This window comes from Microbispora sp. H10949 (assembly GCF_014161435.1).
GTDB lineage: Bacteria > Actinomycetota > Actinomycetes > Streptosporangiales > Streptosporangiaceae > Microbispora > Microbispora triticiradicis.
Genome location: NZ_JABBWZ010000023.1, coordinates 1 through 25,247, shown reverse-complemented (window position 1 = coordinate 25,247; position 25,247 = coordinate 1). Strand labels below are relative to the sequence as shown.

General features: G+C 69.4%; 22 protein-coding genes and 4 tRNA genes. 13 read left to right on the top strand and 13 right to left on the bottom strand.

Features of this window, described 5'->3' with window-relative positions:
• Positions 1–22: 22 nt before the first annotated feature.
• The 3 genes from HHX40_RS35105 to HHX40_RS35095 form a co-directional block, all read right to left on the bottom strand.
• The gene (locus HHX40_RS35105) at positions 23–961 is read right to left on the bottom strand and encodes a hypothetical protein (protein ID WP_182883986.1); all 939 of its coding nucleotides are present in this window, start codon (positions 959–961) and stop codon (positions 23–25) included.
• Between the two features lie 71 nt (positions 962–1,032).
• Complete coding sequence (locus tag HHX40_RS35100; protein ID WP_182883985.1) at positions 1,033–1,914, bottom strand: helix-turn-helix transcriptional regulator; 882 nt, start codon at positions 1,912–1,914, stop codon at positions 1,033–1,035.
• Positions 1,915–2,195: 281 nt separating this feature from the next.
• Positions 2,196–3,041: an SDR family NAD(P)-dependent oxidoreductase gene (locus HHX40_RS35095; protein ID WP_182883984.1), complete on the bottom strand. Its 846-nt coding sequence runs from the start codon at positions 3,039–3,041 to the stop codon at positions 2,196–2,198.
• Between the two features lie 134 nt (positions 3,042–3,175).
• Here HHX40_RS35095 and HHX40_RS35090 point away from each other — a divergent pair, with 134 nt between their 5' ends.
• Both HHX40_RS35090 and HHX40_RS35085 read left to right on the top strand, forming a co-directional pair.
• Complete coding sequence (locus tag HHX40_RS35090) at positions 3,176–4,102, top strand: RNA polymerase sigma-70 factor (protein WP_182883983.1); 927 nt, start codon at positions 3,176–3,178, stop codon at positions 4,100–4,102.
• Positions 4,103–4,925: 823 nt separating this feature from the next.
• Positions 4,926–5,984 carry a hypothetical protein gene (locus tag HHX40_RS35085; RefSeq protein ID WP_182883982.1) on the top strand — a complete coding sequence of 353 codons (1,059 nt, stop codon included), beginning with the start codon at positions 4,926–4,928 and terminating at the stop codon, positions 5,982–5,984.
• 182 nt (positions 5,985–6,166) lie between these two features.
• Here the strand turns inward: HHX40_RS35085 and HHX40_RS35080 are convergent.
• The 5 genes from HHX40_RS35080 to HHX40_RS35060 all read right to left on the bottom strand — a co-directional run bounded on the left by HHX40_RS35080 (position 6,167) and on the right by HHX40_RS35060 (position 8,785).
• Positions 6,167–6,243 (bottom strand) — tRNA-Phe (locus tag HHX40_RS35080).
• A gap of 20 nt (positions 6,244–6,263) precedes the next feature.
• Positions 6,264–6,338 (bottom strand) — tRNA-Asp (locus HHX40_RS35075).
• Positions 6,339–6,446: 108 nt separating this feature from the next.
• A tRNA-Glu gene (locus HHX40_RS35070) sits at positions 6,447–6,519 on the bottom strand.
• The gene (locus HHX40_RS35065) at positions 6,520–8,124 is read right to left on the bottom strand and encodes a metallophosphoesterase (RefSeq protein ID WP_310738415.1); all 1,605 of its coding nucleotides are present in this window, start codon (positions 8,122–8,124) and stop codon (positions 6,520–6,522) included.
• A 1-nt stretch (position 8,125) separates the two neighbouring features.
• Positions 8,126–8,785, bottom strand: a complete 660-nt coding sequence (locus HHX40_RS35060; protein ID WP_244302098.1) for a TetR/AcrR family transcriptional regulator C-terminal domain-containing protein — start codon at positions 8,783–8,785, stop codon at positions 8,126–8,128.
• 69 nt (positions 8,786–8,854) lie between these two features.
• Here HHX40_RS35060 and HHX40_RS35055 point away from each other — a divergent pair, with 69 nt between their 5' ends.
• The 4 genes from HHX40_RS35055 to HHX40_RS35040 all read left to right on the top strand — a co-directional run bounded on the left by HHX40_RS35055 (position 8,855) and on the right by HHX40_RS35040 (position 12,532).
• Positions 8,855–9,907 (top strand): ATP-binding cassette domain-containing protein, encoded by a 1,053-nt coding sequence (locus HHX40_RS35055; RefSeq protein ID WP_396788607.1) that lies wholly within the window; start codon positions 8,855–8,857, stop codon positions 9,905–9,907.
• The gene (locus tag HHX40_RS35050; RefSeq protein ID WP_259404185.1) at positions 9,904–10,737 is read left to right on the top strand and encodes an ABC transporter permease; all 834 of its coding nucleotides are present in this window, start codon (positions 9,904–9,906) and stop codon (positions 10,735–10,737) included. The genes HHX40_RS35055 and HHX40_RS35050 overlap by 4 nt, the downstream gene beginning before the upstream one ends.
• Before the next feature lie 12 nt (positions 10,738–10,749).
• A complete protein-coding gene (locus HHX40_RS35045) occupies positions 10,750–11,091 on the top strand; it encodes a metallopeptidase family protein (RefSeq protein ID WP_182883980.1) in 342 nt (113 codons plus the stop codon).
• Positions 11,092–11,242: 151 nt separating this feature from the next.
• Positions 11,243–12,532 (top strand): MFS transporter, encoded by a 1,290-nt coding sequence (locus HHX40_RS35040; RefSeq protein ID WP_182883979.1) that lies wholly within the window; start codon positions 11,243–11,245, stop codon positions 12,530–12,532.
• Between the two features lie 3 nt (positions 12,533–12,535).
• Here HHX40_RS35040 and HHX40_RS35035 read toward each other — a convergent pair whose 3' ends face one another.
• Positions 12,536–12,961: a PspC domain-containing protein gene (locus HHX40_RS35035; RefSeq protein ID WP_111699114.1), complete on the bottom strand. Its 426-nt coding sequence runs from the start codon at positions 12,959–12,961 to the stop codon at positions 12,536–12,538.
• Positions 12,962–13,047: 86 nt separating this feature from the next.
• Here HHX40_RS35035 and HHX40_RS35030 point away from each other — a divergent pair, with 86 nt between their 5' ends.
• Both HHX40_RS35030 and HHX40_RS35025 read left to right on the top strand, forming a co-directional pair.
• Positions 13,048–14,205, top strand: coding sequence for an acyl-CoA dehydrogenase family protein (locus tag HHX40_RS35030; RefSeq protein WP_182883978.1), 1,158 nt, complete (start codon positions 13,048–13,050; stop codon positions 14,203–14,205).
• A 133-nt stretch (positions 14,206–14,338) separates the two neighbouring features.
• Positions 14,339–14,410: transfer RNA gene (locus tag HHX40_RS35025), tRNA-Lys, on the top strand.
• 18 nt (positions 14,411–14,428) lie between these two features.
• Here the strand turns inward: HHX40_RS35025 and HHX40_RS35020 are convergent.
• Together HHX40_RS35020 and HHX40_RS35015 are read right to left on the bottom strand one after the other, a co-directional pair.
• Complete coding sequence (locus tag HHX40_RS35020) at positions 14,429–14,938, bottom strand: tyrosine-type recombinase/integrase (protein WP_220499962.1); 510 nt, start codon at positions 14,936–14,938, stop codon at positions 14,429–14,431.
• Positions 14,939–15,254: 316 nt separating this feature from the next.
• Positions 15,255–15,599, bottom strand: coding sequence for a hypothetical protein (locus HHX40_RS35015; RefSeq protein WP_182883977.1), 345 nt, complete (start codon positions 15,597–15,599; stop codon positions 15,255–15,257).
• Positions 15,600–15,769: 170 nt separating this feature from the next.
• Between HHX40_RS35015 and HHX40_RS35010 the strand changes: the two genes are divergently transcribed.
• Both HHX40_RS35010 and HHX40_RS35005 read left to right on the top strand, forming a co-directional pair.
• On the top strand, positions 15,770–16,603 hold the full coding sequence (locus tag HHX40_RS35010; RefSeq protein WP_182887366.1) for a sensor histidine kinase: 834 nt from the start codon (positions 15,770–15,772) through the stop codon (positions 16,601–16,603).
• Positions 16,604–17,138: 535 nt separating this feature from the next.
• On the top strand, positions 17,139–18,092 hold the full coding sequence (locus tag HHX40_RS35005) for an STAS domain-containing protein (protein WP_182883975.1): 954 nt from the start codon (positions 17,139–17,141) through the stop codon (positions 18,090–18,092).
• A 118-nt stretch (positions 18,093–18,210) separates the two neighbouring features.
• Here the strand turns inward: HHX40_RS35005 and HHX40_RS35000 are convergent, their stop codons facing one another.
• Positions 18,211–18,462 carry a hypothetical protein gene (locus HHX40_RS35000; protein ID WP_182883974.1) on the bottom strand — a complete coding sequence of 84 codons (252 nt, stop codon included), beginning with the start codon at positions 18,460–18,462 and terminating at the stop codon, positions 18,211–18,213.
• Between the two features lie 310 nt (positions 18,463–18,772).
• On the opposite strand from HHX40_RS35000, the gene HHX40_RS34995 reads away from it, so the two are divergent.
• Positions 18,773–19,831 carry a ferredoxin reductase gene (locus tag HHX40_RS34995; RefSeq protein ID WP_182883973.1) on the top strand — a complete coding sequence of 353 codons (1,059 nt, stop codon included), beginning with the start codon at positions 18,773–18,775 and terminating at the stop codon, positions 19,829–19,831.
• An 11-nt stretch (positions 19,832–19,842) separates the two neighbouring features.
• Complete coding sequence (locus HHX40_RS34990) at positions 19,843–20,952, top strand: fatty acid desaturase family protein (protein ID WP_182883972.1); 1,110 nt, start codon at positions 19,843–19,845, stop codon at positions 20,950–20,952.
• A 43-nt stretch (positions 20,953–20,995) separates the two neighbouring features.
• Here HHX40_RS34990 and HHX40_RS34985 read toward each other — a convergent pair whose 3' ends face one another.
• The gene (locus HHX40_RS34985) at positions 20,996–22,702 is read right to left on the bottom strand and encodes a SpoIIE family protein phosphatase (RefSeq protein WP_182883971.1); all 1,707 of its coding nucleotides are present in this window, start codon (positions 22,700–22,702) and stop codon (positions 20,996–20,998) included.
• A gap of 777 nt (positions 22,703–23,479) precedes the next feature.
• Between HHX40_RS34985 and HHX40_RS34980 the strand changes: the two genes are divergently transcribed.
• On the top strand, positions 23,480–25,066 hold the full coding sequence (locus HHX40_RS34980) for an IS1182 family transposase (protein WP_182883991.1): 1,587 nt from the start codon (positions 23,480–23,482) through the stop codon (positions 25,064–25,066).
• Positions 25,067–25,247 lie beyond the last annotated feature (181 nt).

Sequence of the window (25,247 nt, the reverse complement as noted above, 5' to 3'; positions counted from 1 at the left end):
GGTAGCCGGCATCAGTTTGGTCTCATGCGTGGGGCGCTTCAATGGTGGCCAGGATCAGGTTGGGATCGGTGGCGGTGAGGTAGGCGGCGTTGAGCACGTAGAGGGTCCGGCCGCGTACCGCCACCGAGGTGGGGTTCTGGAGTCCGGCGGTGAGAAGGGTCACGGCACGGCCGTCCGTGCCGATGCGCACGACCTTGTTCGGGGCGTTTAGGGCCGCGAAGACCTGGTCGTCCCCGTCACGGGTGAAGGCGATGTCATCGATGCCGACCAGGCCGGTGGCCCTGACCTGGACAGGTCCGGGGCGGCCCCGTCTGATCGGAATTCGAAGCAGGGTGCCCCGGTCGAGATTCGTGGCCCAGATCGCGCCGTGCCGTACCTTGATGCCGTTGGCACCGAGGAATCCGGCCGCGGCGAGTTCCGGTGCCGACGACCAGGTCCGGGCGGGGCCTCCGTGCAGTGGCACCGTGGAGATGGACCCGAGGACCGAGTCGGTGAGGTAGAAGGTCTCCGCCGGTTCGTCGTAGGCCAGCCCGTTGGGCAGGCCGTTCGCCGGGAGCGCGGCGATGCGCTGCGGACTCCGGCCGGGAAGCAGCCGGTAGAGGCCGGTGGTCGCGGGGTCGCCGCTGGCGTACAGGAAATAGAGCGTGCCGTCGGCGGTGCGGACGATGCCGGTGGTCAGGGCGAACCCGAGGGCCGGTGCGCCGCCGTCGGCCGGGGCGGGGAGCGTCGCCAGGATCCGGATCGTGCCTTTCGGGCTGATCGCGGCGACCTGGCGGGCGGCGGCGAAGGTGACGTAGGCCGTGCCGTCCGGGGCGAGGGCGATGTTCTCCGGCTGCTGGCCCTTCGCCAGGTCGAAGTGGACCGCTATCCGGGACGTCGCCGCGTCCGAGGGGGATGACGGGGACACGGTCGTCAGGCCGATTCCGGCGGCGATCGCGAGGGCGAGCAATCTGGTGCGCATATCTGGTCCTGTCTGAATGAGGGCGTGCGGCATCGGACGCTCCGGTCGGAGCGCCTGGGGAATGTGCGGGGTCAGCTGGTGATTCGGGTACGCCGGGACGCCTGCCCTGCCAGCACGCTGTGGACGAGCAGCGTCATCGCGGAGTGCGAGGGCGAGCCGGGTTCGGTGGTGGCGACGACCACCGCCTGGTCATCGGTGGTCCGCAGGGTCTGCTGGGTCACCCGCATGGCGCCCACCAGCGGGTGCCGCATCTCGTAGACCGTGTCACCGCCGGTCTTGACGCGGTGGTCGGCCCACATCGTGGCGAACTCCGGGCTCTTGACCGTCAGCTCTCCGACCAGCGCGGTCAGCAGCGGGTCGTCCGGATGGCGGCCGGAGGCCATGCGCAGGGTCGCCACGACGCCCCGGGCCTTCGCCGGCCAGTCGGTGTACAGGTCGCGGGTGTGCGCGTCCAGGAACACCAGGCGGGCCATATTGGGCCGCTGCCGGGGTGTGTCCGGGCCCTCCGGGGCCAGATGACCGGCGTACAGGGCGTGGCCCGGCGCGTTCCACGCCAGCACGTCGCCGTGCCGGCCGAGCACCAGCACGGGCACGTCACCGAGCACCGCGACCAGTTGACGTGTCGCGGGACTGACCCGTTCGGGCACGGCACGGCGTACGGTGCCCCGGCGGCGGCCGGCGGCGGCCAGTTCATGCAGGTGCCGGCGTTCCGCATCGTCCAGGCGCAGAGCTCGGGCCAGCGCGTCGAGCACATCGGGCGAGGCGTTGGGCGCCTGGCCCTGCTCCAGCCGGGAGTAGTACGACGCGCTCACACCGGCCAGCAGCGCCAGTTCCTCCCGACGCAGCCCGGGGACCCGACGCCGGTCACCGTAGGTGGCCACCCCCACGTCCTCGGGCCGCAGCTGAGAGCGCCTTGTCTGAAGGAACTCCCCGAGCTGTCGTCTGCTGTTCACGGCTCACAGTATTCGCGGCCGATCGGCGGGCCAGCCACACTCCGCCAGGGATAGGCACGGTCTCGGTCGGGTCATGCGTGGCACCGGAGTCCGGGTGATCGCCGTGCCGGGCGTCGGGGCCGTAAGCGACTGAGGTGGAAGCCCGATCATCCCGCCCACGTGGGAGCAGGCCCCAACTCCGTCAGGACGATCCGGCTCACCGGCCGAGCGGATCGCCCGGACGCCCAGGCGACCTGGGCGACCTGGGCGCCGCTCGCCGGTTGCGCGGCCTCTCACCTGAGTCAGCGGGCTTCGAGGTTGCCGTGTGCCTCGATTGAGAGGTCCTGCCAGTCGGCCCAGGTCTTGAGCCGGTCGGCGTAGGCCCGCTCGATCATTGGGTGGAAGCCCTTGCCGAACAGCACCCGCACCGGCGGGTTGGCGGAGTCCACGAGCTTCAGCAGTGCCTGTGCCGCTGCGGCCGGGTCGCCTGCGGGCATCTTCCCTGTCATCGCCCCGAGGTGCTGACGGAGACCGTCGTAGGCCGGGTCGGGCTTGGCCATGTGGCCGTTGGCGAGCGGGTCGGGGTTGTTGCCGTCCCGGGTGGCGAAGCCGCCGGGCTCGATGATGGTCACCTTGACGCCGAACTCGGCGACCTCGCCGGCGAGCGCCTCGTTCAGGCCCTCCAGGGCCCACTTAGAGGCGTGGTACGCGCCGCCGAGCGGCATCGCGATGACCCCGGCGGCCGAGGAAAGCTGGATGATGTGCCCCGAGCGCTGCTCGCGCAGGTACGGCAGCGCGGCCTGGACCACCCACACCGCGCCGAACAGATTGGTCTCGAGTTGGTCGCGCAGTTCCTGTTCTGTGAGTTCTTCGACCGCGCCGATCTGGGCGTAGCCGGCGTTGTTCACGATGACGTCGAGCCGGCCGAAGTGCTCCTTGGCGCGCTTCACGCTCTCGAAGACGGTGGCCCTGTCGGTCACGTCCATTTCCAGTGGAAGCACCGCGTCTCCATAGGTGTCGGCCAGCGCCCGCAGGCTCGCGGTGTTCCGGGCGGTGGCAGCGACCTTGTCGCCGCGCGCCAGGGCGGCCTCCACGAAGTTGCGGCCCAGGCCGCGGGACGAGCCGGTGACGAACCAAACCTTCTGCATGGTGTGCTCCTTGTTGCCGCTTTCAGCCGTTACAACCCCCTGGACGAGATAGCCCGGCAGAGATGTGAGATCGCCCGAGTGTGACCTGCGACACCATGTCACCTTTATCCTGAGCGGTGATATCAATGGTCGGCGTGACTCGCGTCGAGGACTTCCAGGAACTGAGGCCGCTGCTTTTCGCGATCGCCTACCGCATCCTGGGCAGCGTGAGCGAGGCCGAGGACGCCGTCCAGGAGGCCTGGCTGCGCTACGAAGGTTCCCCAGCCCAGCCCGAGTCACCCAAGGCCTTCCTGTCGGCCACGGTGACGCGGATCTCGATCGACGTGCTGCGCTCGGCCCGCGTCCGGCGTGAGGCTTACGTCGGGCCATGGTTCCCCGAACCGCTGCTGACCGACCCCTACCAGGACCCGGAGCGGTCGGCGGAGCTGTCCGATTCGTTGTCGATGGCGGCGCTGATCCTGCTGGAGCGGCTCAGCCCGCTCGAGCGTGCGGTCTTCGTGCTCCGCGAGGTGTTCGCCTTCAGCTACCGGGAGATCGCCGCCGCCGTCGAGCGGTCGGAGGCGGCCTGCCGCCAGCTCGCGGTGCAGGCACGCCGTCACATGGACGCGGGCCGGCCCCGCTTCGAGGCGGATCGCCGGGCCCGCGAGCAGCTCGCCGGGCGGTTCTTCCATGCGATGAGGGAGGGGGACATCACAGGGCTGCAGGAACTGCTGGCCGCCGACGTCCAGCTGGTCAACGACGGCGCCGGCAAGATCGGGAGTACGTTCCCCCTCTTCGGCGTCGCGAAGGTCGCCCGGGTGCTGTCCGTCACCATCCCGCCGTTCGCCCAGATCGGCGCGGTGCTGGAGGCGCACGAGGTGAACGGCCAGCCGGGTGCGATCACCCGCGACCGAGACGGTCACATCTTCAACGTCTGGACGCTCGACATCCTGGACGGACGCATCCAGACCATCCGCTCGATCGTCAATCCCGACAAGCTCGCTCACCTAGGCCCCGTCGCCGACGCCCACGCGGTCATCCGCGAGAAGAAGCAGACCCGCCGCGACCAGCAGACGTCATGATGGGCGGCACGCGGGTCGTTTTAATCCTGAGTAGGGGTCGGCTTCGACGGCGTGCAGGACGAGGCCAGCACCAGTAAGGCCTGTTGCCCGGGGTTCAGGCGCCGCCACCGGCTGCGGTGGGCGCGGATGAGTTCGGACAGACGGGCAAGGGTGATCCAGGAACTCGAACCATGCTCTGACAGCAGTGCCGCAAACGCCCCCATTAAGCGCGGTGATTATGTACATGAAACGATGCCCGGCCCATCCGCGACGTTCTGCGAGCAGGGGCTGTGAACGTCGGCCAGATCTGCACCGGACACCTGGCATGCACCCTTGGACACCGCGTTCGACGTCGCTGATCCGCCTTTCAGAAATGAGCGAGTATCCCCAGGATCGCCGGTACTCCGAAATCCATCTGCGGGGCAACGGATAATTCCGGACGTGCGGCCGCCGGCTGCCCTCAGCTGCCTGCCGGCGCCTGCGGCCGGTACGGCTGCCTGCGTCCACTGCCGGTTCGGGGTCGCGGGACCGCCAAACAGCGCCTGAAGCACGGTTCTGAACGCTGCGCCAGCAGTGTCGGAGCGAGGGTCGTGAAACTGGTGAGGCAGCGGTCTATGGAGGGGCGGTAACTGTACCCGCCTTCCCCTGTGAGATTTTCTTAGTGACGTCGGGCATGTGCGCTTTGCCCGAGATATTCGCGTGTGCGCCGCCGCATGGCGACCACCGTCGACACCGGCGATACCGCCGGCAACTGCTGACACGACCCGCACTTGTGGACGGCCGGCCGATACCGGCCGTCCACCGCATGAAGCTCCCCCACCCGTCCGACATGAAGGGACCCTGAGTGAAACTGCAGGAATTCGCCTCGCCCGGCACCTATACCGCCACCGTGCCACCCGGCTCGACCGTGCTCGTGGAGGCCTGGGGCGGCGGCGGTGGGGGAGGCGGAGGCGGCGGGGGCTCCGTCAGCAGTTCGGCGATCTGCTTCGGCGGCGCCGGTGGCGGGGGCGGGTCGGGCGCCTACGTGCGCGGCATCGTGACCGTCTCGCCCACCGACGGCACCCTCACCGTCGTCGTCGGGGCAGGAGGTGCGGGTGGCGCCGGCGCCGCGTCCGCCTCCTATACGGCCGGAGTCTCCGGCCCCGCCGGCCGTCCGGGCGCCAACGGCGGCGACACCACGATCAGCAACGCCGGCTCCCCCGTCATCATCGCGCGCGGCGGCGCGGGCGGAACCAACGGAGGCGGCGGAAACACCACGGGCGCCGCCGGCTCCAACGGACAGGGCGGCAACGGCGGAACCGGCACATATCCGACCGACAGCGGACTGAGCCGACCCGGCGGCAACGGAGGAAACGCCACCGCCACCTCCAGTTCCCCGCAACCCGGCCAGCCCGGAAGCTCCACCACCAACGGCATGCTGCCGCCGACCCCCAACACCGGTGGCGCCGGAGGCGGCTGCACCCAGAACCAGTACCCCGCCCCCGCAGGCGGCTCCGGCAAACCCGGCTACGCCGTCCTCACCCTGCTCTACAGCCCCACCACGGCTCCCGGCGAGCAGATCATTCCCGCGTCCTGGACACAGGGCACCTACAACCAGACCATCGACAGCCCGAACAGCCGCGCCACCGTGACCTGCACCCCGGACGCGGTCAATGTCCACGTCGTCTTCACTCGCACCAACCAGCCCGGCAAGTCCTGGCAATTCGCCTACAGAGTCGACAACGGCGCCCCGGTCTTCACCGGCGTGTTCATGAACACCGACTCCAACGGAAACGCCACCGGCTCCTTCACCGTCCCCGGCGTCACCCGCGGCGACCACCGGCTCGACGTCCTGATCAACAACACTCCCCACCCCGGAGACAGCTTCTACACCACCGGCAAAGCCATCCCCTTCACCTTCTGACCACCGCTCCAGAGCTCCATGTGCGGGTCAGGCCGGCCGTGACGGCAGAAATTTCGGCTGGACATCGTCCACGTGTCTCACGCTCGCCGGTGATCGGGTGACGTCGCTGACAGCGTTGTCGTCAAAGCCGAACAAGAACGCCCCGGCCGTGATTGGCTCGGGGCGTTTTGGCTGTTCAAAGGTGGTGGTCAGGGGCAGGGTCGAACTGCCGACCTTCCGCTTTTCAGGCGGACGCTCGTACCAACTGAGCTACCTGACCTCGGCGGCTGCCGCCGTACGCGGTCCTGACGGGACTTGAACCCGCGACCTCCACCTTGACAGGGTGGCGAGCACTCCAAACTGCTCTACAGGACCTTTATGTCCGGGAGATTTTCGCTCCCGTGTTGTTCGGCTCGCCTAGCTTACCAGCTTCCGGTAGGTCTTCCGACCTTCCGTCTTCCGGTGCGCTCGACGCGCTCCACGTGCCCCCAACGGGATTCGAACCCGTGCCGCCGCCTTGAAAGGGCGGTGTCCTAGGCCGCTAGACGATGGGGGCTCAAGGCTTTCGCCCTGTTCCGTGACGCCTTCCGTCGGAGACCTCTGAAGCATAGGGGACGTTTGCCCCCGATGCCAAAGCGGTTGGCGACGGGGAGCCGCCGCCGCTTGCCGTCGGGGACGGCGCCTGCTGCGACTCCGGGAAAATTGTACGGCCCGGGTCCGGCTCGATACGACGCTGGCACTGGATCCACTGCTCGCCGAGGCCACCGACGGTGATGTCGTCCCAGGCCTCCAGCCGGTGGCTCTTCTTGTTGAAGTAGAGCACCGAGGCGGTGAGCGGAGTCGGCTCGTCGTGCTCCAGGCCGCGCAGGCCGGCGCCGCCCGTGGAGCCCTGGATCATCAGCCGGGTGCCCGTGGGCATCAGCTGGGTGGACCGCGCGTGGACGTGGCCGCTCAGCACCAGGGGGACGTACCCGGAGAAACCGCGGCCCACGGTGGGGTCGTGGACGGCCACGATGTCGGCGGGGATCCGGTCGGGGGCGGAGGTGGACTTCGACCGCGACCAGTCGCGGGGCGCCAGCTTCAGGGCGTTGGTCTTGCCGAGGTCGAGCAGACTCTCGCTGGAGTCGCCGTCCACCTGGACGGCCTTGTCGGGGGTGAACCTCGGGTCGCCGAGGCCGTAGACGGTCAGCCCGTTGACCGTGACGGCGTTGCCGTCGAGCACGATCGCGTTCTTCTGCTTGGCGACCGCGTCCTGGGTGCTCTTGGAGTCGTGGTTGCCCCGCACGTAGACGTACGGCACCCCGAGCGAGCCGATCTCCTTGACGAACTCGTTCTCCGGCTTGGTGCCGTGGTCGCTGATGTCGCCGGTGTCGACGACGAACTGCACCTTGAACTGGTCCTTCAGCGACTTGATGACGTTCCAGCCGATCGGGTTGATGTGCAGGTCGGAGACGTGCAGCACCCTGATCGTGTCCGGGTCGGGGTCGAAGATCGGCAGATTCGAGCCGGCCTCGTACAGCTGGGAGACGTTCGTCACCAGCTTGGCGAGCTGGCCGCGATACTCGGAGAACTTGGTCACGATCGACTCGGCGCTGCCGATCAGGGACGGCACGCCGGTGAGCAGCCCGGTGTACCGGGGCTCGGCGATCGAGCGGGGGTTGAACGTCAGCGCCGACACGCCCCCGAGGACCGCCACCATGACCAGGGAGCCTCCCGCGGTCCAGGCCGCCCGGGACAGGCGCCGGAAGACGACCAGGCCCGTGACGAACCCCGCGGCGACGGCGAACAGGGCCGCGCGTACGGCGAGCCGGCGCAGCCCTTCGATCACGTCGGTCTCGATGGTCGTCGGGAGCCGGTCGGCCCACCGGGGGTTCTTGATGATGTCCTCGGCCACGTCCGGGTGGACCGCCTCGATCGTCAGGCCGAGCCGTACCGGAGCGTCGTGGGTGTTGAAGTTGAGCGTCCCGAGAGGCCGTACGTCGACGACGGTCTCCCCGCGCAGCGACGGGGAGATGGACATGCCGATGTCGGCGGGGCCGACGGGCGTGTCCACCTTGGCCCCGAGCGCCAGCCCGAGCCAGCCGCCGACCACCGCCGCCAGCACGACCGCGAGAACGGCGGCGGTCCGGCTGCCGGCCGCCTTCCGGGCAAAGGCCCGCACCCTAGAGATCTCCATCGTTTTTGTGCATACCCCGCGTCGCCTCGATACGCGTCCTCATCCCGGCCAGAATCAACGCCAGGCCGTGCTCGAAGGCCGCGTCGCTCTGCGGCGCGCCGGTGTCGGCCATCACCGCACGCAGGTGGGGGTACGGCGCGAGCGCCTCGAGCGCCTCCTCGAACTTATCCTGTCCGACCAGGCCTCTCTCCTGGTCGGCCTGCTCCTCCAGCACGAACCCGCCGAGGAAGTTCCCGAGCGTGCCGATCCCCCACATCGCGTCCCTGGGCGTGAATCCGGCCCGCACCAGCGACTCCAGAATCGTCTCGGCGGTGCGCAGGGTCTCGGCACCGGGGTGGGTGCCCGCGGTGAGGCGGACGGTGTCCCGGTGCGACCTGAAGACGCGGCGCCGGCCGCGGAACCACTCCGCCAGCCATTCCTCCCACGACTCGCCCTCCGCGAGCGGCCGCAGTGAGGGCGCCTCCTGTACGGCGATGGCGTCGGCCATCTCGTCCAGAAGCTCCTGCTTGCTCCGGAAGTGCCAGTAGAGCGCGGGAGCCTGTACGCCCAGCTCGGCGGCCAGCCTGCGCAGGGTCAGCTTCTCCAGCCCCACCTCGTCCAGCAACCGCAGCGCGGTGCTGACGATCGTGCCGCGTTCGAGTGCCACGGTTGACAGCTTAACGACGTTCGATTCATGCTTAACGTTGTTAAATTTAACGGCGTTAAGGAGACGACCGTGATCCATGCGGAAGGACTGCGCAAGAGGTACGGGCCCGCCGAGGCGTTGCGGGGCGTCGACCTCGACGTGCCGCGCGGCTCGGTCTGCGGGCTGCTGGGCCCCAACGGCGCGGGCAAGACGACCCTCGTGCGCATCCTCACGACGCTGCTGCGCCCAGACGGCGGCTCGGCCCGGGTGGCCGGATGCGACGTGGTCCGGGACGCCGATCGGCTCCGCTACCGCATTGGCCTGGCCGGGCAGCACGCGGCCGTGGACGAGCTGCTCACCGGGCGCGGCAACCTGGAGCTGTTCGGCCGGCTCCGCCACCTGCCCCGCCGTACGGCCCGGAGCAGGGCCGGGGAACTGCTGGAACGCTTCGGCCTGGCCGAGGCGGCGGACCGGCCGGCCGGGACGTACTCCGGCGGCATGCGGCGCCGGTTGGACCTGGCGGCGAGCCTCGTCGTCGAACCGCCCGTGCTCTTCCTCGACGAGCCGACCACCGGCCTCGACCCCAGGAGCCGGCTGGCCCTGTGGGACCTGCTGCGCGAACTGGCGGACGAGGGCACGACGCTGCTGCTCACGACCCAGTATCTGGACGAGGCCGACCGGCTGGCCGACCGGATCGCGGTCCTCGACGCCGGGCGGGTCGTCGCGTCCGGCTCACCGGCCGCGCTCAAGGCGAGGGTGGGCGGAGACCGGCTGTACGTGGCCTTCCGCGAGGCGGCGGACCTGACGCGCGGGGCCGAGGTGATCCGCGGGACGCTCCCCGGCAGCCCCGGAGCAGGCCCCGGAGCGGGCCCGGGAACAGGTCCCGGAGCGAACCCCTCGGCGGCCTCCTTGGCCGGCTCTTTCGCCGGCTCCGGGAACGGCGCCGGAGTTCGCGTCGCGGTCGGCATGGAGATCGACCCCGGCGAGCGGCGGCTCGCCGTACCCGTTCCGGACGGGGCCGCCTCGCTGGTCGCGGTGGCCTCCGCCCTGAACGCCGCCGGCATCGCCGTGGAGGACCTGGGCCTGCGCCGCCCGACGCTCGACGAGGTGTTCCTGCGGCTGACGGGAGCGGACGCGGCATGACCGTCCCCATGGATCCCCCGGCCACCGCTCTCGGACGGCTGCGCTCGGGCATCACCGACACGCTCGTGCTCGCCGGGCGCAGTTACTCCCGGTTGCGCGCCCAGCCCGCCGAGCTCGCGAGCGTGCTGGTCTTCCCGGTCATCATGACCGTCCTGTTCGGGTACGTCTTCGGCAGCGCGATCACGCTGCCCGGCGGGGGCGACTACCGGAACTACCTGATGCCCGGCATCTTCATGCAGGTCATGGCGATGGGCACGGTGTCGGCCGCGACCGCGGTCGCCGAGGACATGGCGCGCGGCGTCATCGACCGCCTCCGCACCCAGCCCATAGCGCGCGGCGCCGTACTGGCCGGGCGCGGGCTCGCCGACCTGTCCCGCGCCATGCTGTCGCTCGCCATGATGGCGGTCACCGGCCTGGTCATCGCAGGTTGGCGTCCGCACGGGAACCCGTTCCGGGTGCTGGCCGGGTTCGCGCTGCTCGCCCTGTTCGGGTTCGCGATGATGTGGGTGGGCACGTACCTCGGGCTGTTCGCGAGGAGCGGGGCGCAGGCGGACGGGCTGACCTTCTCCTGGGTGCTCCCGATGACCTTCCTGGCCAACGCGTTCGTGCCGCTGGAGGGGCTGCCGGGCTGGCTGCGGGCCGTCGCGGACTGGAACCCGATGAGCGCGGTCGTCTCGGCCGCCCGCGAGCTGTTCGGCAACCCGGGCTCGGCCGCCGCGTCCTGGCCGCTCCGGCATCCGGTGACGGCCGCCGTCTGCTGGTCGGTTCTGATCATCGCGGTGTTCGCGCCGCTCGCCGTACGCCGCTACCGCACGGCCACCGCGCGGTGAAACGATGGGACGGTGATCGACGTCCCGCTGAGAAGGTTCGAGGAACTCGTGGCCGAGGCGCTGGACACCATCCCCGCGGACCTGGCGAAGGTGATGGACAACGTCGTGGTCGTGGTGGTCGACGACCCGCCCGAGCCGGGGCTCCTCGGGCTCTACACCGGCATTCCGCTGACCGAGCGGGGCGACTGGTACTCGGGGGTGCTCCCGGACCGGATCGAGATCTACCGCAACCCGACCCTGGAGATCTGCGAGACCGAGGAGGACGTGGTCGAGGAGGTCCGGGTCACCGTCGTCCACGAGATCGCCCACCACTTCGGCATCGACGACGACCGGTTGCACGAACTCGGGTGGTGACCCCAGGCTCCTGGCCTGGGGATGACCTATCGCTTGCAAAAGGCGTGCCCGCCGGGCACTGTAAGTGACATGGCGACCACGCACTGTCAGATTCTTCGACCGCGGCGAGCACCGGCGGCCGTCGCCGGCGGGGCGATTCCCGCGGAGTGAGATGGCGGCCACCGAACCCGGCAGGCTGTCCGGCCGGCACCGCCGTCCTCCCGCGACCCGCGTCACCTACCGCGAGGTCGCCGCGATCCCCGAGTTCCGGTCCCTGTGGCTCGGCCAGGGCATGTCGCTGCTGGGTGACCAGCTCGCCCAGGTGGCGCTCGCCGTGCTCGTCTACAGCCGTACGGCTTCGCCTCTGGCGACAGCGTCGGTCTACGCGCTGACCTATCTGCCGCCCATCCTGGGCGGTCCTCTGCTGGCCGGGCTCGCCGACCGGTATCCGCGCAGGCGGGTGATGCTCTGGTGCGATCTGCTGCGTGCCCTGACGATGGCCGCGATGGCCGTTCCGGCGACGCCGTTCCCCGTGCTGTGCGCGCTGGTCTTCTGCGTCGTCCTGCTCGGCGCGCCGTTCTCCGCCGCCCGCGCGGCGCTGCTGCCCGAGGTGCTGGAGGGCGACCGGTACGTCGTGGGGTCGGCGCTGCAGAACATGACGAACCAGGCCGTGCAGATGCTCGGGTTCGCCGCCGGGGGCGCCGCGATCGCCGTGCTGGGGCCGTACCGCGCGCTGGCGCTGGACTGCGCGACGTTCCTCGGGTCGGCGCTGGTGATCTTCGCGGGGGTGCGCCGCCGTCCGGCGCCCGAGCGGGAGGACGGTGAACGGCCGTCCGTGTGGCGGATGACGTGCACCGGCGCCCGGCTGGTCTTCGGTGAGCGGCGGTTGCGCACGCTCGTGCTGTTCGCCCTGCTGTGCGGGTTCTACGTGCTGCCGGAGGGGATCGCCGCGCCGTACGCCGCGACCCTGGCCGACGGGCGGCTGCCGGTGGCGGTGATCACGGGCCTGCTGATGGCGGCGATGCCGACGGGGACCGTGCTCGGGGCATTCGTCTTCGGGCGGTTCGTCACGCCGGCGGGCCGGCTGCGGGGAATGGGCTGGCTGGCCATGCTGACCTGCGCGCCGCTCGTGGTGTGCGTCGTACGGCCGCCGCTGGAGGGCGTGCTGGCCCTGTGGGTGCTGTCCGGCGTCGGCGGGGCGTACCAGCTCGCGGCCAATGCGGCCTTCGTGCAGTGCGTGCCGCCGTCCGGGCGGGCCGCCGCGTTCGGGCTGGTGCAGTCAGCGCTGATGGCCGCCCAGGGCACCGGCATCCTCATCGGGGGCGCCGCGGCCCAGCGGCTCGGTCCAGAGCCGGTCGTGACGCTGGCGGGGATCGCCGGGCTGTGCGCCGCGGCGGTGCTCGCCGTGCTCTGGACCGAGTCGCGTACGGAGATCATCGCCAAGGTCCGGGCCGCCGCCTGAGGATCAGGCCTGCGGCGTGCCCTGGCCGCCCTGGTTCTGCGGACCGTCGGTGGACGGCCGGCCGTACGGGTGCTGCTCGTAGCTCCCGGTGCCGGTGTAGGTGGGCTGGGACTGCTTCTGCTGCCAGCCCTGCTGGACGGTGTCCCACTTGGCCTTGGCGTCGTGCCAGACGTGGCCGTCCTTGTTCTTGTTGATCAGGTCCTGGACGATGGAGGTGGGCTTGCCCTCCTCGGGGAGCAGGAGCCACGCGACGGCGTAGACGCCGAAGCCGAGGCCGCCGAAGAAGCTCGCCACGGCGAGGGCGAGGCGCAGGATGTTGGCGTCGATGCCGGTGTACTCCGACACGCCCGAGCACACGCCGGCGACGATCCTGCCGTTTCGAGTGCGGTGGAGCTGCTTGACCGAACCGTTGGTGTTCATCTCGTTCATGCCTCCACAATGCCTTTTGGGGGTGCGAGCGCACATCGGGATTCCCCCTGGCCCTACCCCGAAGCGGCCCCTATAGCCTGACCGTCATGGACGACCTCCTGGACCTCGACGACCAGCTCGACCCCGAGCATCGCCTGATCAGGGACGCTGTCAGGGACGTGGTCTCCGACAAGGTCCTCCCGTACGTCGGCGAGTGGTTCGAGCGGGGCGTCTTCCCCGCCCGCGAGCTCGCTCCGGCCCTGGGCTCCCTCGGCCTGCTCGGGATGCACCTGGAGGGGTACGGCTGCGCCGGGCTCGACGCGGTCTCGTACGGCGTGGCCTGCCGGGAGCTGGAGGCGGGCGACTCCGGCCTGCGGTCGTTCGTGTCCGTGCAGGGGTCGCTGGCCATGTTCCCCATCTGGAAGTACGGCTCGGAGGAGCAGAAGGAGGAGTGGCTGCCCCGGCTGGCGTCCGGGGAGGCCATCGGCTGCTTCGGCCTCACCGAGCCCGACCACGGCTCCGACCCGGCCGGCATGCGGACCACAGCCAGGCAGGACCCGTCCGGCGACTGGATTCTGAACGGCGCCAAGATGTGGATCACGAACGGCTCGGTCGCCGACGTGGCGGTGGTCTGGGCCCGCACCGACCAGGGCATCCGCGGCTTCGTCGTGCCCACCTCGGCACCCGGGTTCTCCACCGCCGAGATCCACCGCAAGCTCTCGCTGCGCGCCTCGGTCACGTCCTCGCTGTATTTCGACGACGTACGGCTGCCCGCGTCCGCGGTCCTGCCGGACGTGACGGGCCTGAAGGGCCCGCTCTCGTGCCTCACCGAGGCGAGGTACGGCATCCTGTGGGGCGTCGTCGGCGCGGGCCGGGCCTGCCTGGAGGCGGCCGTGGACTACGCGACCACCCGTGTCCAGTTCGGCAAGCCGATCGGCGGCTTCCAGCTCACCCAGGAGAAACTCGCCTGGATGGCCGTCGCGCTCGGCCAGGCCGGACTCACCGCCCTCCACCTGGGCCGCCTCAAGGACGCGGGTTCGTTGAAGCCGCACCAGGTGAGCTTCGGCAAGCTGGCCAACGTCAGGGCCGCCCTCGACATCGCCCGGGAAGCGCGTACGGTGCTCGGAGCCAACGGCATCACGTTGGAGTATCCGGTCATCCGGCACATGACGAACCTGGAGTCCGTGCTGACGTACGAGGGCACCCAGGAGGTGCATCTGCTGACGCTGGGCAAGGCGCTCACCGGCCTCGACGCCTTCCGCTGACCCGGCCGCGATCCCTGATGGGGCGATCAGGGACAATGACGTCGCCATGTACGCGGTACTGTCTGTACCCTGCATCTTGGGGAGTGTCCTGCCGGATCACACCGCGGCGCGGGAGGCCGGAGGACATGACCAAGGGGTGCTAGCTCAATGGCAGAGCTGCGGACTTTTAATCCGTCGGTTCAGGGTTCGAGTCCCTGGCGCCCCACCGCTGCGACCTGGGATTTTACCTCGAACCGTGAAGCCTCCTACTGATCGTGAGACACGTATGGGGCATACCTGCGTCATGCGGCCAGGCCGCGATCTTCCGGGCCTCCCGGGCGGTCGCGCGAGCCCTGGCCATGACCAGCCTCGCGATGGCCTGCGCGGACCGGTGATACACCTCCGGCAACACGGAGGTGTAGATGTCGGAGGTCACGACGATGCTGCCGTGCCCGAGCGTGCCCTGCACCACCCGCAGATCCGCCCCTGTGGCCAGGGCAAGACTTGCGGTGCCGTGGCGCAGGTCGTGTAACCGGATCGGTGGCAGCCCGCTGGCGTGCACCCATTCGCGGAATCGGACGCTGAGATAGTCCGGCCGCAGCGGAGATCCGTCGGGCCGGGCGAAGATCGGCCCTGACTCGAGCCACGCATCGCCCAGGTGTCGCCTCTGGGCCTGCTCGTAGCGGCGCAGCAGTCGGACCGTCTCGCTGTCCAGCGCGATGACCCGACGGCTGGCTGCACTTTTCGGGGGCACTCGATCAATTGCCCGTCGACGTGGACCAACTGCCGGCTCACGGTGAGCTCCCGCCGGTCCAGATCGAGATCTACCCAGCGCAGCCCGATCGCCTCACCGCGGCGCAGCCCACGCAGCGCGATCAGCTGCCACAGCGGATACAGCCGGTCCCCTCGCGCAAAGGCGAGAAAGTGGGCGAGTCGGTCGGCGGTCCACACCGCCACCGCACGACGCTGCCCCTCACTCCGCCAGGCAGCGACCCACCGGTCGGTCCACACCTGCGGATACGGCCGTCCGGGGGCGGGCAGCCGGATCATGCGTGCCGGATTGGATTCGATCAGCCCCTCACGGACCGCAGCGTGCAACGCGGCGCGTAGCGTCGCTCGGATCCGGTGGAGGACGCGATCGGTGCTCCGTACCGGTTACGGTGCCTCGCCAGGACGGTGAACATCCGTGCGATGTCGCGGCCCGTCAGTTCGGTGAGTTCGACCCGGCCCAGATGTGGGATGAGGTGCAGCCGCACGTGATCGGCGTAGGATTTGCGGGTGCTGGGCCGCAGTCCGTGCTGCAGCTCCAGCCAGCAGCGGAGCCACCGCGCGACGATCCGATCTGCGGTGCGGGCGGCGGTCAGGTCGTGCGCCGAGCACGACGTACGCGACGAGGTCCCCGCGTATCGGCCCACTTGCCGGCAATTGATCGAGGTAAGCGGCTGATCGGAGGGTAGGGAGCCTACACAGCGGGATGGTTCGTGAGGGGCATCTGATGGGCAGATCATTCCTGAGTGAGCGGCTGGAGCGCGCCGGTCCAGCGAGAGGCACCAGTTCTCACAAGCGGTGGTGGAACCTCGTCCTGATGCTGGCCGCCGCGGTCGCGGGCCGGGTGCTGGTCCGCCGGCTGCTGCGACGCGTGCGGGCTATCTCCGGTGACCTCGCCGACATCAACATCAGCGATGAACACGCCCAAATTGCTCAGCGACATGACCCGCAGGAAGTAACGCAGCTGGTCGACAACATCAACGCGAGTTTGGACATGCTGGACCGTGAGCGGCAGTTCGCCTCCAACATCGCCCACGAGATCCGCTCCCCGTTGGCCGGGATACGCGTCACGGTGGAAGAAGCGACTGCCCGTCCCGGCGAAGCGGACTACCCCCGCGTGCTGGAGGCGGTACTACATGGAGTGGATCGACTGGATGCGCTGGCTACAGCACTTCTTCTGATCGCCCGTTCCCGCGCGGCCCAAGCCGACTGGGAACGGGTCGACCTGTGTGAACTGGTCAGGCAGGAGGTCGCAGACCGGAACGACCCCATCTCGATCGAAGTCATCTGCGCTCCCGGTGTCCTGGTCACAGCCATGCGCACGCGGATCTGCCAGATCATCACCAATCTGCTGGACAACGCACAGCACCACGCCGCCCAGCAGGTGCAGGTCCACGTCGGCCGCAGCGACGGCAGTGCGCTACTGGCGGTGTCCGACGATGGCCCCGGCGTGCCGGAGAAGGACAGGGAACGCATCTTCGACCGGATGTACCAGCTCAAAACCATTTCCCAGCGGGGCGGTCCCGGCACCGGCCTCGGCCTGGCCATCACCCGCGATATAGCAAAGGCCCACCACGGAACCGTCTGGGTCGAACCCTCCCCGCTCGGCGGCGCCTGTTTCATCCTCCAATTGCCCATCGCCGCCCCCTAGGCCACCACCGGATCTCTCACGCTTCCAGGTTGTGCGAACCCGCGAATTTTCGGCAGCGTAATCTAATGAGGAAAAGTGACTGCCGCCGGGCATCCGCGCCCGAAATCGGTCAGGGCAGGCGGGGTGCCGGCCAGCGCGGCGGGACAGTCTCCGCCAGCTCGTTCGGCGGGCACCGTCCGGACGGGACAGCGGCGGCAGGGTAGAGATCGGGAGCCGGCCCGATACGGGTGAGGGGCGCGACGTCGCACCCAGCGATGAACCTGGAGGCACCCGTCAGTGAGGTCGCTCCGGCGAGTGACCTGAGCCCGTAAGATCTCTTTCATGGAATTCCGGATGGTTCCCGACCCGTGCACCCGCGCCTGCACGGCTCTGAAAGTCACGGGCATTTTACTTTTCAAAATGGCGCCATTTCAGAAAACCAGGAGGTAATATCTAAACACCGAGGACTTCTCGTGCGTTGGCACTCAGGTCGGCGTCGCCCACGGCGAAATATCAGGACGCGGTCCTTTCGAGGACCAAGACAGGCCAGGCGATCATGACACCGACGCTGCTCTCTCCTTCCATCACACCGTCCAGCCCCCCTGCCGGCACAGCACCCGTCATCGGCTCCGACGTTCGGCTACGGTTGGCTCCCGTCCTTGGCCTGAGGGGCACCGTGGACGGGGCGTGGTGGCCGCATTCCCGTGACGCCACGGTGGAGCTACCGGGTCTCATCGCCGCCGTCGACCAGCGACTGGGCCTGACGACGCTGCGCGTCGGCGTGCACGTCGACACGTGGGACCACATCCCCCACCGTGTCCAGGCCGGCGGACGCCAGGTCAAAGTGGGCTGGTTCCACAGTGCCGATCCTCGCCTCGTCACCCTGACATTCGCGGAGGCTGAGCCTGTCATCCTGCTGGTCGTCCCGCCATACACCGCGGACGGTCCCGCCGGGGCGGCGCTCATCCTCGCCAGTAAGGGCACGTTCGGCCCGCTCCCGGTCGACCTCCTCACCACCGCAGCCCACCACGCCATCGGTACACGGGATGCGGACGGGGAGAACGAGGGAGTGCACATCACTACGCTGCCGGCGGACCTGCTCCGCGGATGCCGAAACCGCCGATCGGACGCCCACCTGCCAAGCCTGCCGCCAGAGGACCCGTCTCGTTGCCGACCGGAGCATTCCATCGCCATCCGTGACCCCGCGCCACTTGGCAGAGCCGACCCGTCGGTTCCGACGACCATCCGGCTGTCCGGTGAGATCGACATCTTCACCAGTCCCGACCTGCGCGAGGATCTGCTGAACGTCCTGCGCTACAGCAGGAGCCTGCTCATTCTCGACCTGTCGGGTGTGGCGGCATGCGACGCCTGCGGGCTGGGCGTCCTGGTCGGCATCCAGCGCCGCGCCAAGACGATGGGGATCACCCTCTCCCTGAGCACACCCCGTCCGTACATGTCTCGGTTACTGCACGTGAACGGCCTGGACCGCACCATCCCGATGCTGGCGTAGCCGAAGGCCCTCGATCCGCGACGCAGGCGGCAAGCCCGCCACACAACAGGCGCGGCCGCGAACGAGCCAGTGACCCGGAGACGGGGGCCGAGCACCGCACAAGGCTCTACGCGACGGCTCAGAAGCTGCTGATTCGTGTCGTCGCGTAGGGAGCGAAGCGGGCTGCCACCACGTGCCTGAAGTTGACCACGTAGGTGAACGCATCCTGCTCGCCCTCGTGGGAAATCTGTAGGGACACCACAGTGCCCTGCTCCATCCAGCTGACGAGTCTCTCGACTGCGGGCATCGTGCCGTGCACGCGGAGAATCAGTTCCTTTTCCTTGCCAACGCTCAGCAAGTAGAGCAACCCGGCGGGAGCGTCCATGGCCATACGCTGCTCCTCATCGTGAGGGGACCGGGTCCACATGGGTATCCCCGCAAAGCCCTCCGCGTAGCATCCGCGTCGCCGCTTCGGGCGGGCTTCGCGAACCTCTTCCTGTAGCCGTGCTGCCGACGGGCCTCCGACGGGCCCGGCCGGCCTTACCGGTCCTGCACCGCTTCCTGAGCCCTTCGTGGCCACGGCCCACGGCTGCCGGACGCGGGCGCCGGGTACATGTATGCGTGGATAGCCCGTTCAAGGCCTGGCTCCTCGACTGCCTCGGGAAGGCTCTGTGATCCTTACGCGTGCGTCCGCATCCCCTGTGGCACTCCTACGCCGGCTGGCGACAGCCGCGCAGTGGCTGACGTCGCCGCTGGGTCCCGAGGACTATTTCGAGTTGATCAATCCGCTCTGGGGCGCGGGGGAACTGTGCGGCCGAGTCGAGGCGGTGCACGCGGAAACCGCCGACGCGGCGACCCTGATCATCCGCCCGGGCCGGAGCTGGATCGCACACTGTCCCGGCCAATGGGTCCGGATCGGCGTCGACATCGACGGACGGCGACACTGGCGCACCTTCTCACTGTCGTCGGCCCCGGGCAGGTCCGGCGATTGCGTCACCATCACGGTAAAGGCCGTGCGCGGCGGGCTCGTCTCCAACTACCTGGTGCGGAGCACAGCGCCCGGGGCGGTGCTCAGGCTGAGCCGGCCCGAGGGAGCGTTCGTCCTTCCCGAGCCACCACCGCCGCGCCTGCTGTTCGTCACCGCCGGGAGCGGCATCACACCGGTGATGGCGATGCTGGACGGCCTGCGTCTAGACAATGCGGACGGCCCGGACGTCGTGCTGGTCCATTCGGCGCCGACATCCGCCGACGTCATCTTCGGCGGGCGACTCCGGAGCCTGGCCGCGCGATGGCCGCGGCTGCGCCTGCACGAACGGCACACACGCTCTGAGGGGCGACTGCGGCCCGCGGAGCTGGCCCGGCTCTGCCCGGACTGGACCGAGCGGTCCATCTGGGCGTGCGGGCCACCGGCGATGCTCGACGACATCACGGCGTACTGGACCGGGCCCGCGGACGGCCTCCATGTCGAGCGCTTCAGTCTGGTGCCGGCAGCGGCAGCGGGTTCGGGGGGACACGTCCGCTTCACCAGGAGCGGCCGAGAAGCCGAGGCCGACGGCGAGACGCCGTTGCTGGCCGTCGGCGAGAACGCGGGGGTGCTCATGCCGAGCGGCTGTCGCATGGGCATCTGCTACGGATGCGTCGCGCGCCTTCGCTCCGGTCAGGTACGTGACGTACGGACCGGCCAGGTGCACGGAGACGCGGGGGAGATGATCCAGCCCTGCGTGTCGGTGGCGGCCGGCCCAGTCGAGATCGAGCTCTGAGAGGAACACGCATGCCTGCCACATCCCATCTGGCCCCAGTCGACGCCGAAGAGTTCGGCCGCGAGCTGGACAAGATCCGCGACGAGGTGCTCGCGAGCCTCGGCGAGCGGGACGCGGCTTACATCCGGGGTCTCATCGCCGTCCAGCGCAAGCTGGAGCTGGGCGGCAGGGCCCTGCTGTTCGCCTCCTGGCTGCCCCCCGCCTGGGCCGCCGGCACAGCGGCACTGGCTGTCGCGAAGATCCTGGAGAACATGGAGATCGGTCACAACGTGCTGCACGGGCAGTGGGACTGGATGCGGGACCCGAAGATCCATTCGACCACGTGGGAGTGGGACACCGCCTCCCCCGCCGACCAGTGGAAACACTCGCACAACTTCGTCCACCACACCTGGACGAACGTGCTCGGCAAGGATCGCGACATCGGCTATTCGGTGGTGCGGATCAGCCCGGAGCAGCGATGGCACCCGATCTACCTCGCCCAGCCGTTCTACAACGCGCTGCTGGCGCTCTTCTTCGAGTACGGCATCGCGATATACGACCTGGAACTCGAGCGCATCCCGTCAGGGAAAAAGGACCTCAAAGAGGCCCTGACCCAGCTCCGTGCCGTCGCGGGCAAGATTCGGCGCCAGGTTGTCAAGGACTACGTCGCGTTCCCGCTGCTCGCCGGTCCGGCCTTCCTCCCGGTCCTGCTCGGCAATCTGACCGCGAACATCGCGCGCAACGTGTGGGGGCACACCATCATCTTCTGCGGCCACTTTCCGGAGGGCGCGGAGGTCTTCACCGAGGACCGGCTCGAGAACGAGACCCGCGGCGAGTGGTACGTACGGCAGCTTCTCGGCTCGTGCAACATCGACGGCGGACGCCTCTTCCACATCATGAGCGGCAACCTCAGCCACCAGATCGAGCACCACCTGTTTCCCGACCTGCCCAGCAACCGGTACGCGGAGATCGCGCCGCGGGTCCGCGCCCTGTGCGAGCGGTTCGGCCTGCCGTACATGTCCGGCTCGCTGACCCGCCAGGCGGGCTCGGTATGGAAACGCGTCCTGCGGATGGCCCTGCCGGGGCCGAGCCCGCGGCGACCGGCGGCCGGGCTGCCGGCGTCGTTCACGGCGGCGGCCTGAGCCCGAGCGGATCCACTGCCGCATGACACGGCCCCCTACACGATCAGGTGTCAGCGCCGCACGCGGGAAGGCGTAGCGCGAGAAGGGCGACGTCGTCGGTGGTTCCGAGGGGTATGCGTCGGACGATCCCGTCGCAGAAGTCCTCCAGCGGGCGGTGAGCCGCGGCCGCGGCCTGACGCAGCAGCCGGGCCAGTCCGGTGGCCAGGTCGCTGCCGGGGCTTTCGACGAGGCCGTCGGTGTAGAGCACGAGGGTGCTCCCGGCCGGCATCGGCTCGACGGCGTCGCGCCTGGTTGATTCGATACCCAGGCGGAGCCCGAGCAGCAGATCCTGCCTTTGTTCCAGGTAGCGGGCACGCCCGTCAGGGGTGACCAGTAGAGGCGGCGGATGCCCGGCGTTGCTCCAGCGCAACTGCCAGGGACCCCCTTCGGGGCCCTCCACACGCGCGAAGATCATCGTGGCCATGGGCACGTCTGTGACGGCGGACATCGCCTGGTCCACCCGGTTGACGACCAGGCTGGGCGAAACGCAGCGGTCCCACGCCAGCGTGCGCACCATGCTGCGCAGCTGGGCCATCTCGGCGGCGGCCGTGATGTCGTGGCCCACCACGTCACCGATGACCAGTGCGGTGACGCCGTCGGGCAGCAGGAAGGCGTCGTACCAGTCACCCCCGACCTGAGACCCCACCGGGGCCGGCAAGTAGCGCGCGGCCAACTGAAGGTGACCCACCTTCGGCAGGGGAGCCAACAGGTGATGTTGCATCGTTTCGGCCACCTCGCGTTGCTGGCCGAACAGGCGCGCGTTGCCCACCGCCAATCCCGCGCGACGTCCGATGTCGGTGACCAGCGTCACATCGGTGGCGTCGAAGGGGCGGGCCGGGTCGGTGCGTGCCACGGTGAGAGCCCCCAGCACCTGCCGCTGGGTGCGTAGCGGCGTGATGATCGCCGACACCGCCCGCCAGGCAGCGAACAGCTCACGCTGCGCGGCGGCCATGCAGGAGCCCGCCTCACCGACCATCTCATCCGGGCCCAACAAGACGGTCTCACCCCGATCCAGCACCCGCGCCAGCAGGGGACTCGAGGGCTCGGGCAGCGGGGACCTCCTCGCCTCATCCGCAGGAGGGATCACCACCACCCGCTCCACCTCATCGTGATCGATACGCAGATCCACCACCGCCCAGTCGGCCAGCCGCGGGACGATCAGCCTGCCCAGCCGTCGCAAGGCCTCGTCCACTTCCAGCGTCTGGGTCAGCACAGAGGTGATCTCAGTGACCAGCGTCAGGCGGGCGTTGAAGTCCTCCAACATGGCCAGTTGGTCGGCCTGCTGACGAGAGAGGTTCAGCCGCTCGGTGATGTCGGTGAAGACGACGATCAGCCCGAGCACCTGCCCGCCCTCCTGCACTATCGGAGCGGCCGACAAGGAGACCGGCAGCAGGCTGCCGTCACCCCGCAGGAAGATCGACTCATCGCCACGCGCCGGACGACCGTGCTCCAGCACTCCCATCAGCCGACAGGGGGAGCGAGGAGTCAGCCCGTCGTCAGGGCCCCTGTGCAGCAGATCGTGGGCATTGGCGCCCACCATCTCCGCCACGGAACGGCCCAGCAACGCCCCGGCCTGCCGATTCGCCATGGTGATACGCCCAGCATGATCAGTCAGATAGATACCCGCCCCCGCGCTGTCGAAGGCCGCCTGCACCAACCTCTGGCCGGGCAGCCCGACATGACCCTGTGCCCCGGGCAGATGCCGCATCATCGACGCTCTGCCTTCCTCCGATCCATCGCTGTCTACGCCCTACCCGCCGACACCCCGAGCACGCGGGGGACGCGCGGCCATATCGGGCCAGCCGGCTCCCGTGAAGAAGCCGGAGGATCCCGTCGACGACGAGGCACGGGCAGTACTCGCCAAGCGGGCCGACCCGTAGTGGGTCATCCCGGGCGCAACGCCGCTCCGAGCGCCTGCACTTCGCTTTCGACGCGACCTAAAGGGCGCATGGTTGCTCGGTGGTTGCTCGTGTGTACGGGACACGGCGCGGCACACAGGGTGACTGAGCGGCAGAATCCCGGGGCCAATAGCGGACGGAATGATAGAAGTCGGCACGCGGCGACAGCAGACGGTACCGATCAAGGGCGCTTTTAATCCGTCGGTTCAGGGTTCGAGTCCCTGGCGCCCCACCCTCAATGAGCTGGGCAGACTCCACCGGTGGAGGGCGGCCCCACAGGTGTGCGGATCTGCGCAGCCGTGCCGGTAGCGCTGGTGCTTGATCTGCCAGAAGATCCGGAGCTGCCCCCGCTTCAGGTCCACGTACTTCCACCGCAGGCCAAGCGCCTCACATTGCCGAAGACCGAGCGCGAGCGCCACCGACCAGCGCGTGCCGTTCCGGCGATCCTTGGCGACGTCAAGGCGGCGGCGCGGCGCGCCGCCGCAGTGCGGCCCGTCGCTCGCTCGCCGTCCGGGCGTGCGGCCTAGAAGGCCACTGAAGATCTTGCGTTCTGGCCTCGTTCTTTCTGGGATGAGGCCACAGTGGGTGCTGTGCAGGGTGAGTGGGCTGGGGAACTGGTCGGGCCGGATGTGTGGCAGACCTGCAGGGAGCTGATCCCGGCAGGCAGCGTGTTCGCGTTCTTGGCCGAGCATCGCCAAGCCCTGTTTCCCGCAGGGATGTTCGCGGACATGTATCCCTCACGCAACGGGCGGCCGAGCATGCCGCCGCAGGTCCTGGCGGCTGCGGTGGTGCTGCAGACGCTGCATGGCCTGTCGGACACCGACACCGTGCAGGCGTTGCGGTGTGACCTGCGCTGGAAAGCGGCCTGCGGGCTGGGACTGTATGACACCGCCTTCGATCCGTCGCTGCTGACCTACTTCCGGCGGCGGCTGGCGCGCTCCCGCAGGCCGAACCGCCTGTTTGAGGCCGTGGGTGAGGTGGTCGCGGCGACCGGGGTCCTGGCGGGCAGGCAGCGGCGGGCGCTGGACTCGGCGGTGCTCGACGACGCGGTCGCAACCCAGGACACCGTCACCCAATTGATCGCCGCAATCCGGCGGGTGATCCGTCACGTGCCCGGCGCCGCCCAAGTCGCCGCCGAGGGTTGCACCGCTCATGACTACGCCGATCCGGGCAAGCCGCGCATCGCCTGGGATGACGAGCAGGCCCGGGCCGTGCTGGTGGACGCCCTGGTCACCGACGCCATCCGGCTGCTGGCCGGCCTGCCCGCCCAGCCCCTGGACGAGCAGGCGGCCACCGCCGTGGGACTGCTGGCCCTGGTCACCGGCCAGGACGTGGAACCGGCCGAAGACTCCGACGGCCGGGACGGGCGCTGGCGCATCGCCCAGCGCACCGTCCCCGACCGGGTGATCTCCACCGTCGATCCCGAATCCCGGCACGTGCACAAGACCCGCACCCACCGCCAGGACGGATTCAAGGCCCACGTGGCGGTCGAACCCGAAACCGGCCTGTTCACCGCCGTGGCATTACGGCCCGGATCCGGTGCCGCTCATCACGAGGCCGCCCTCGCCGCCGACCTGCTCGCCGAGGAGACCAGCCCGGTGGAGGTCTTCGGCGATGCCGCCTACTCCACCGGGGCCTGCCGCCACGCGCTCACCGACGCCGGGCATCGTGCCGTGATCAAACCCGCACCCCTGCGCCCGGCCGTGCCCGGCGGATTCGACCTGGACGACTTCGCCATCGACACCGCAGGCAGCACCGTGACCTGCCCGGCCGGGCACCAAGTCCCGTTGTCGGCACCGTCGGGCCGCAACCAGCAGCGCAAGGCCTTCTTCACCAGCCAGTGCGCCGGCTGCCCACTACGCCCGCGCTGCACCAAAGCCAAAGCCGGGCGCATCCTCGCCATCCGCCCGCACCACGACGAGCTTGCCGCCGCCCGCCGGCAAGCCGCCACCGATCCGATCTGGCAGAACGACTACCGGCGCTGGCGGCCACCCGTCGAACGCGCCATCGCCTGGATCGTCGCACGAGGCAACCGGCGATTACGGTACATCGGCACCATCAAGAACAACGCCTGGCTCCACACCCGCGCCGCCGCCCTCAACCTGCGAACCCTGATCAACCTCGGACTCACCCGGACCGGCAACGTCTGGACACTGGTTCCAAACTCACCTGCGTGAACCACGGGCCGACCACAAGCACCGGCGGTCATCGAGACAAGATCTTCAGTGGCCTTCGGGACTGTAAGAACAACGGTGTAACTCCTGATCAAGGAGACACCTGTGACGAGTACGGTGATCCAGGCATCCGAAGCGTTGGACCTGGAGGACGCCGCGGTGGCGCGGAAAGAGGATGAAGCGT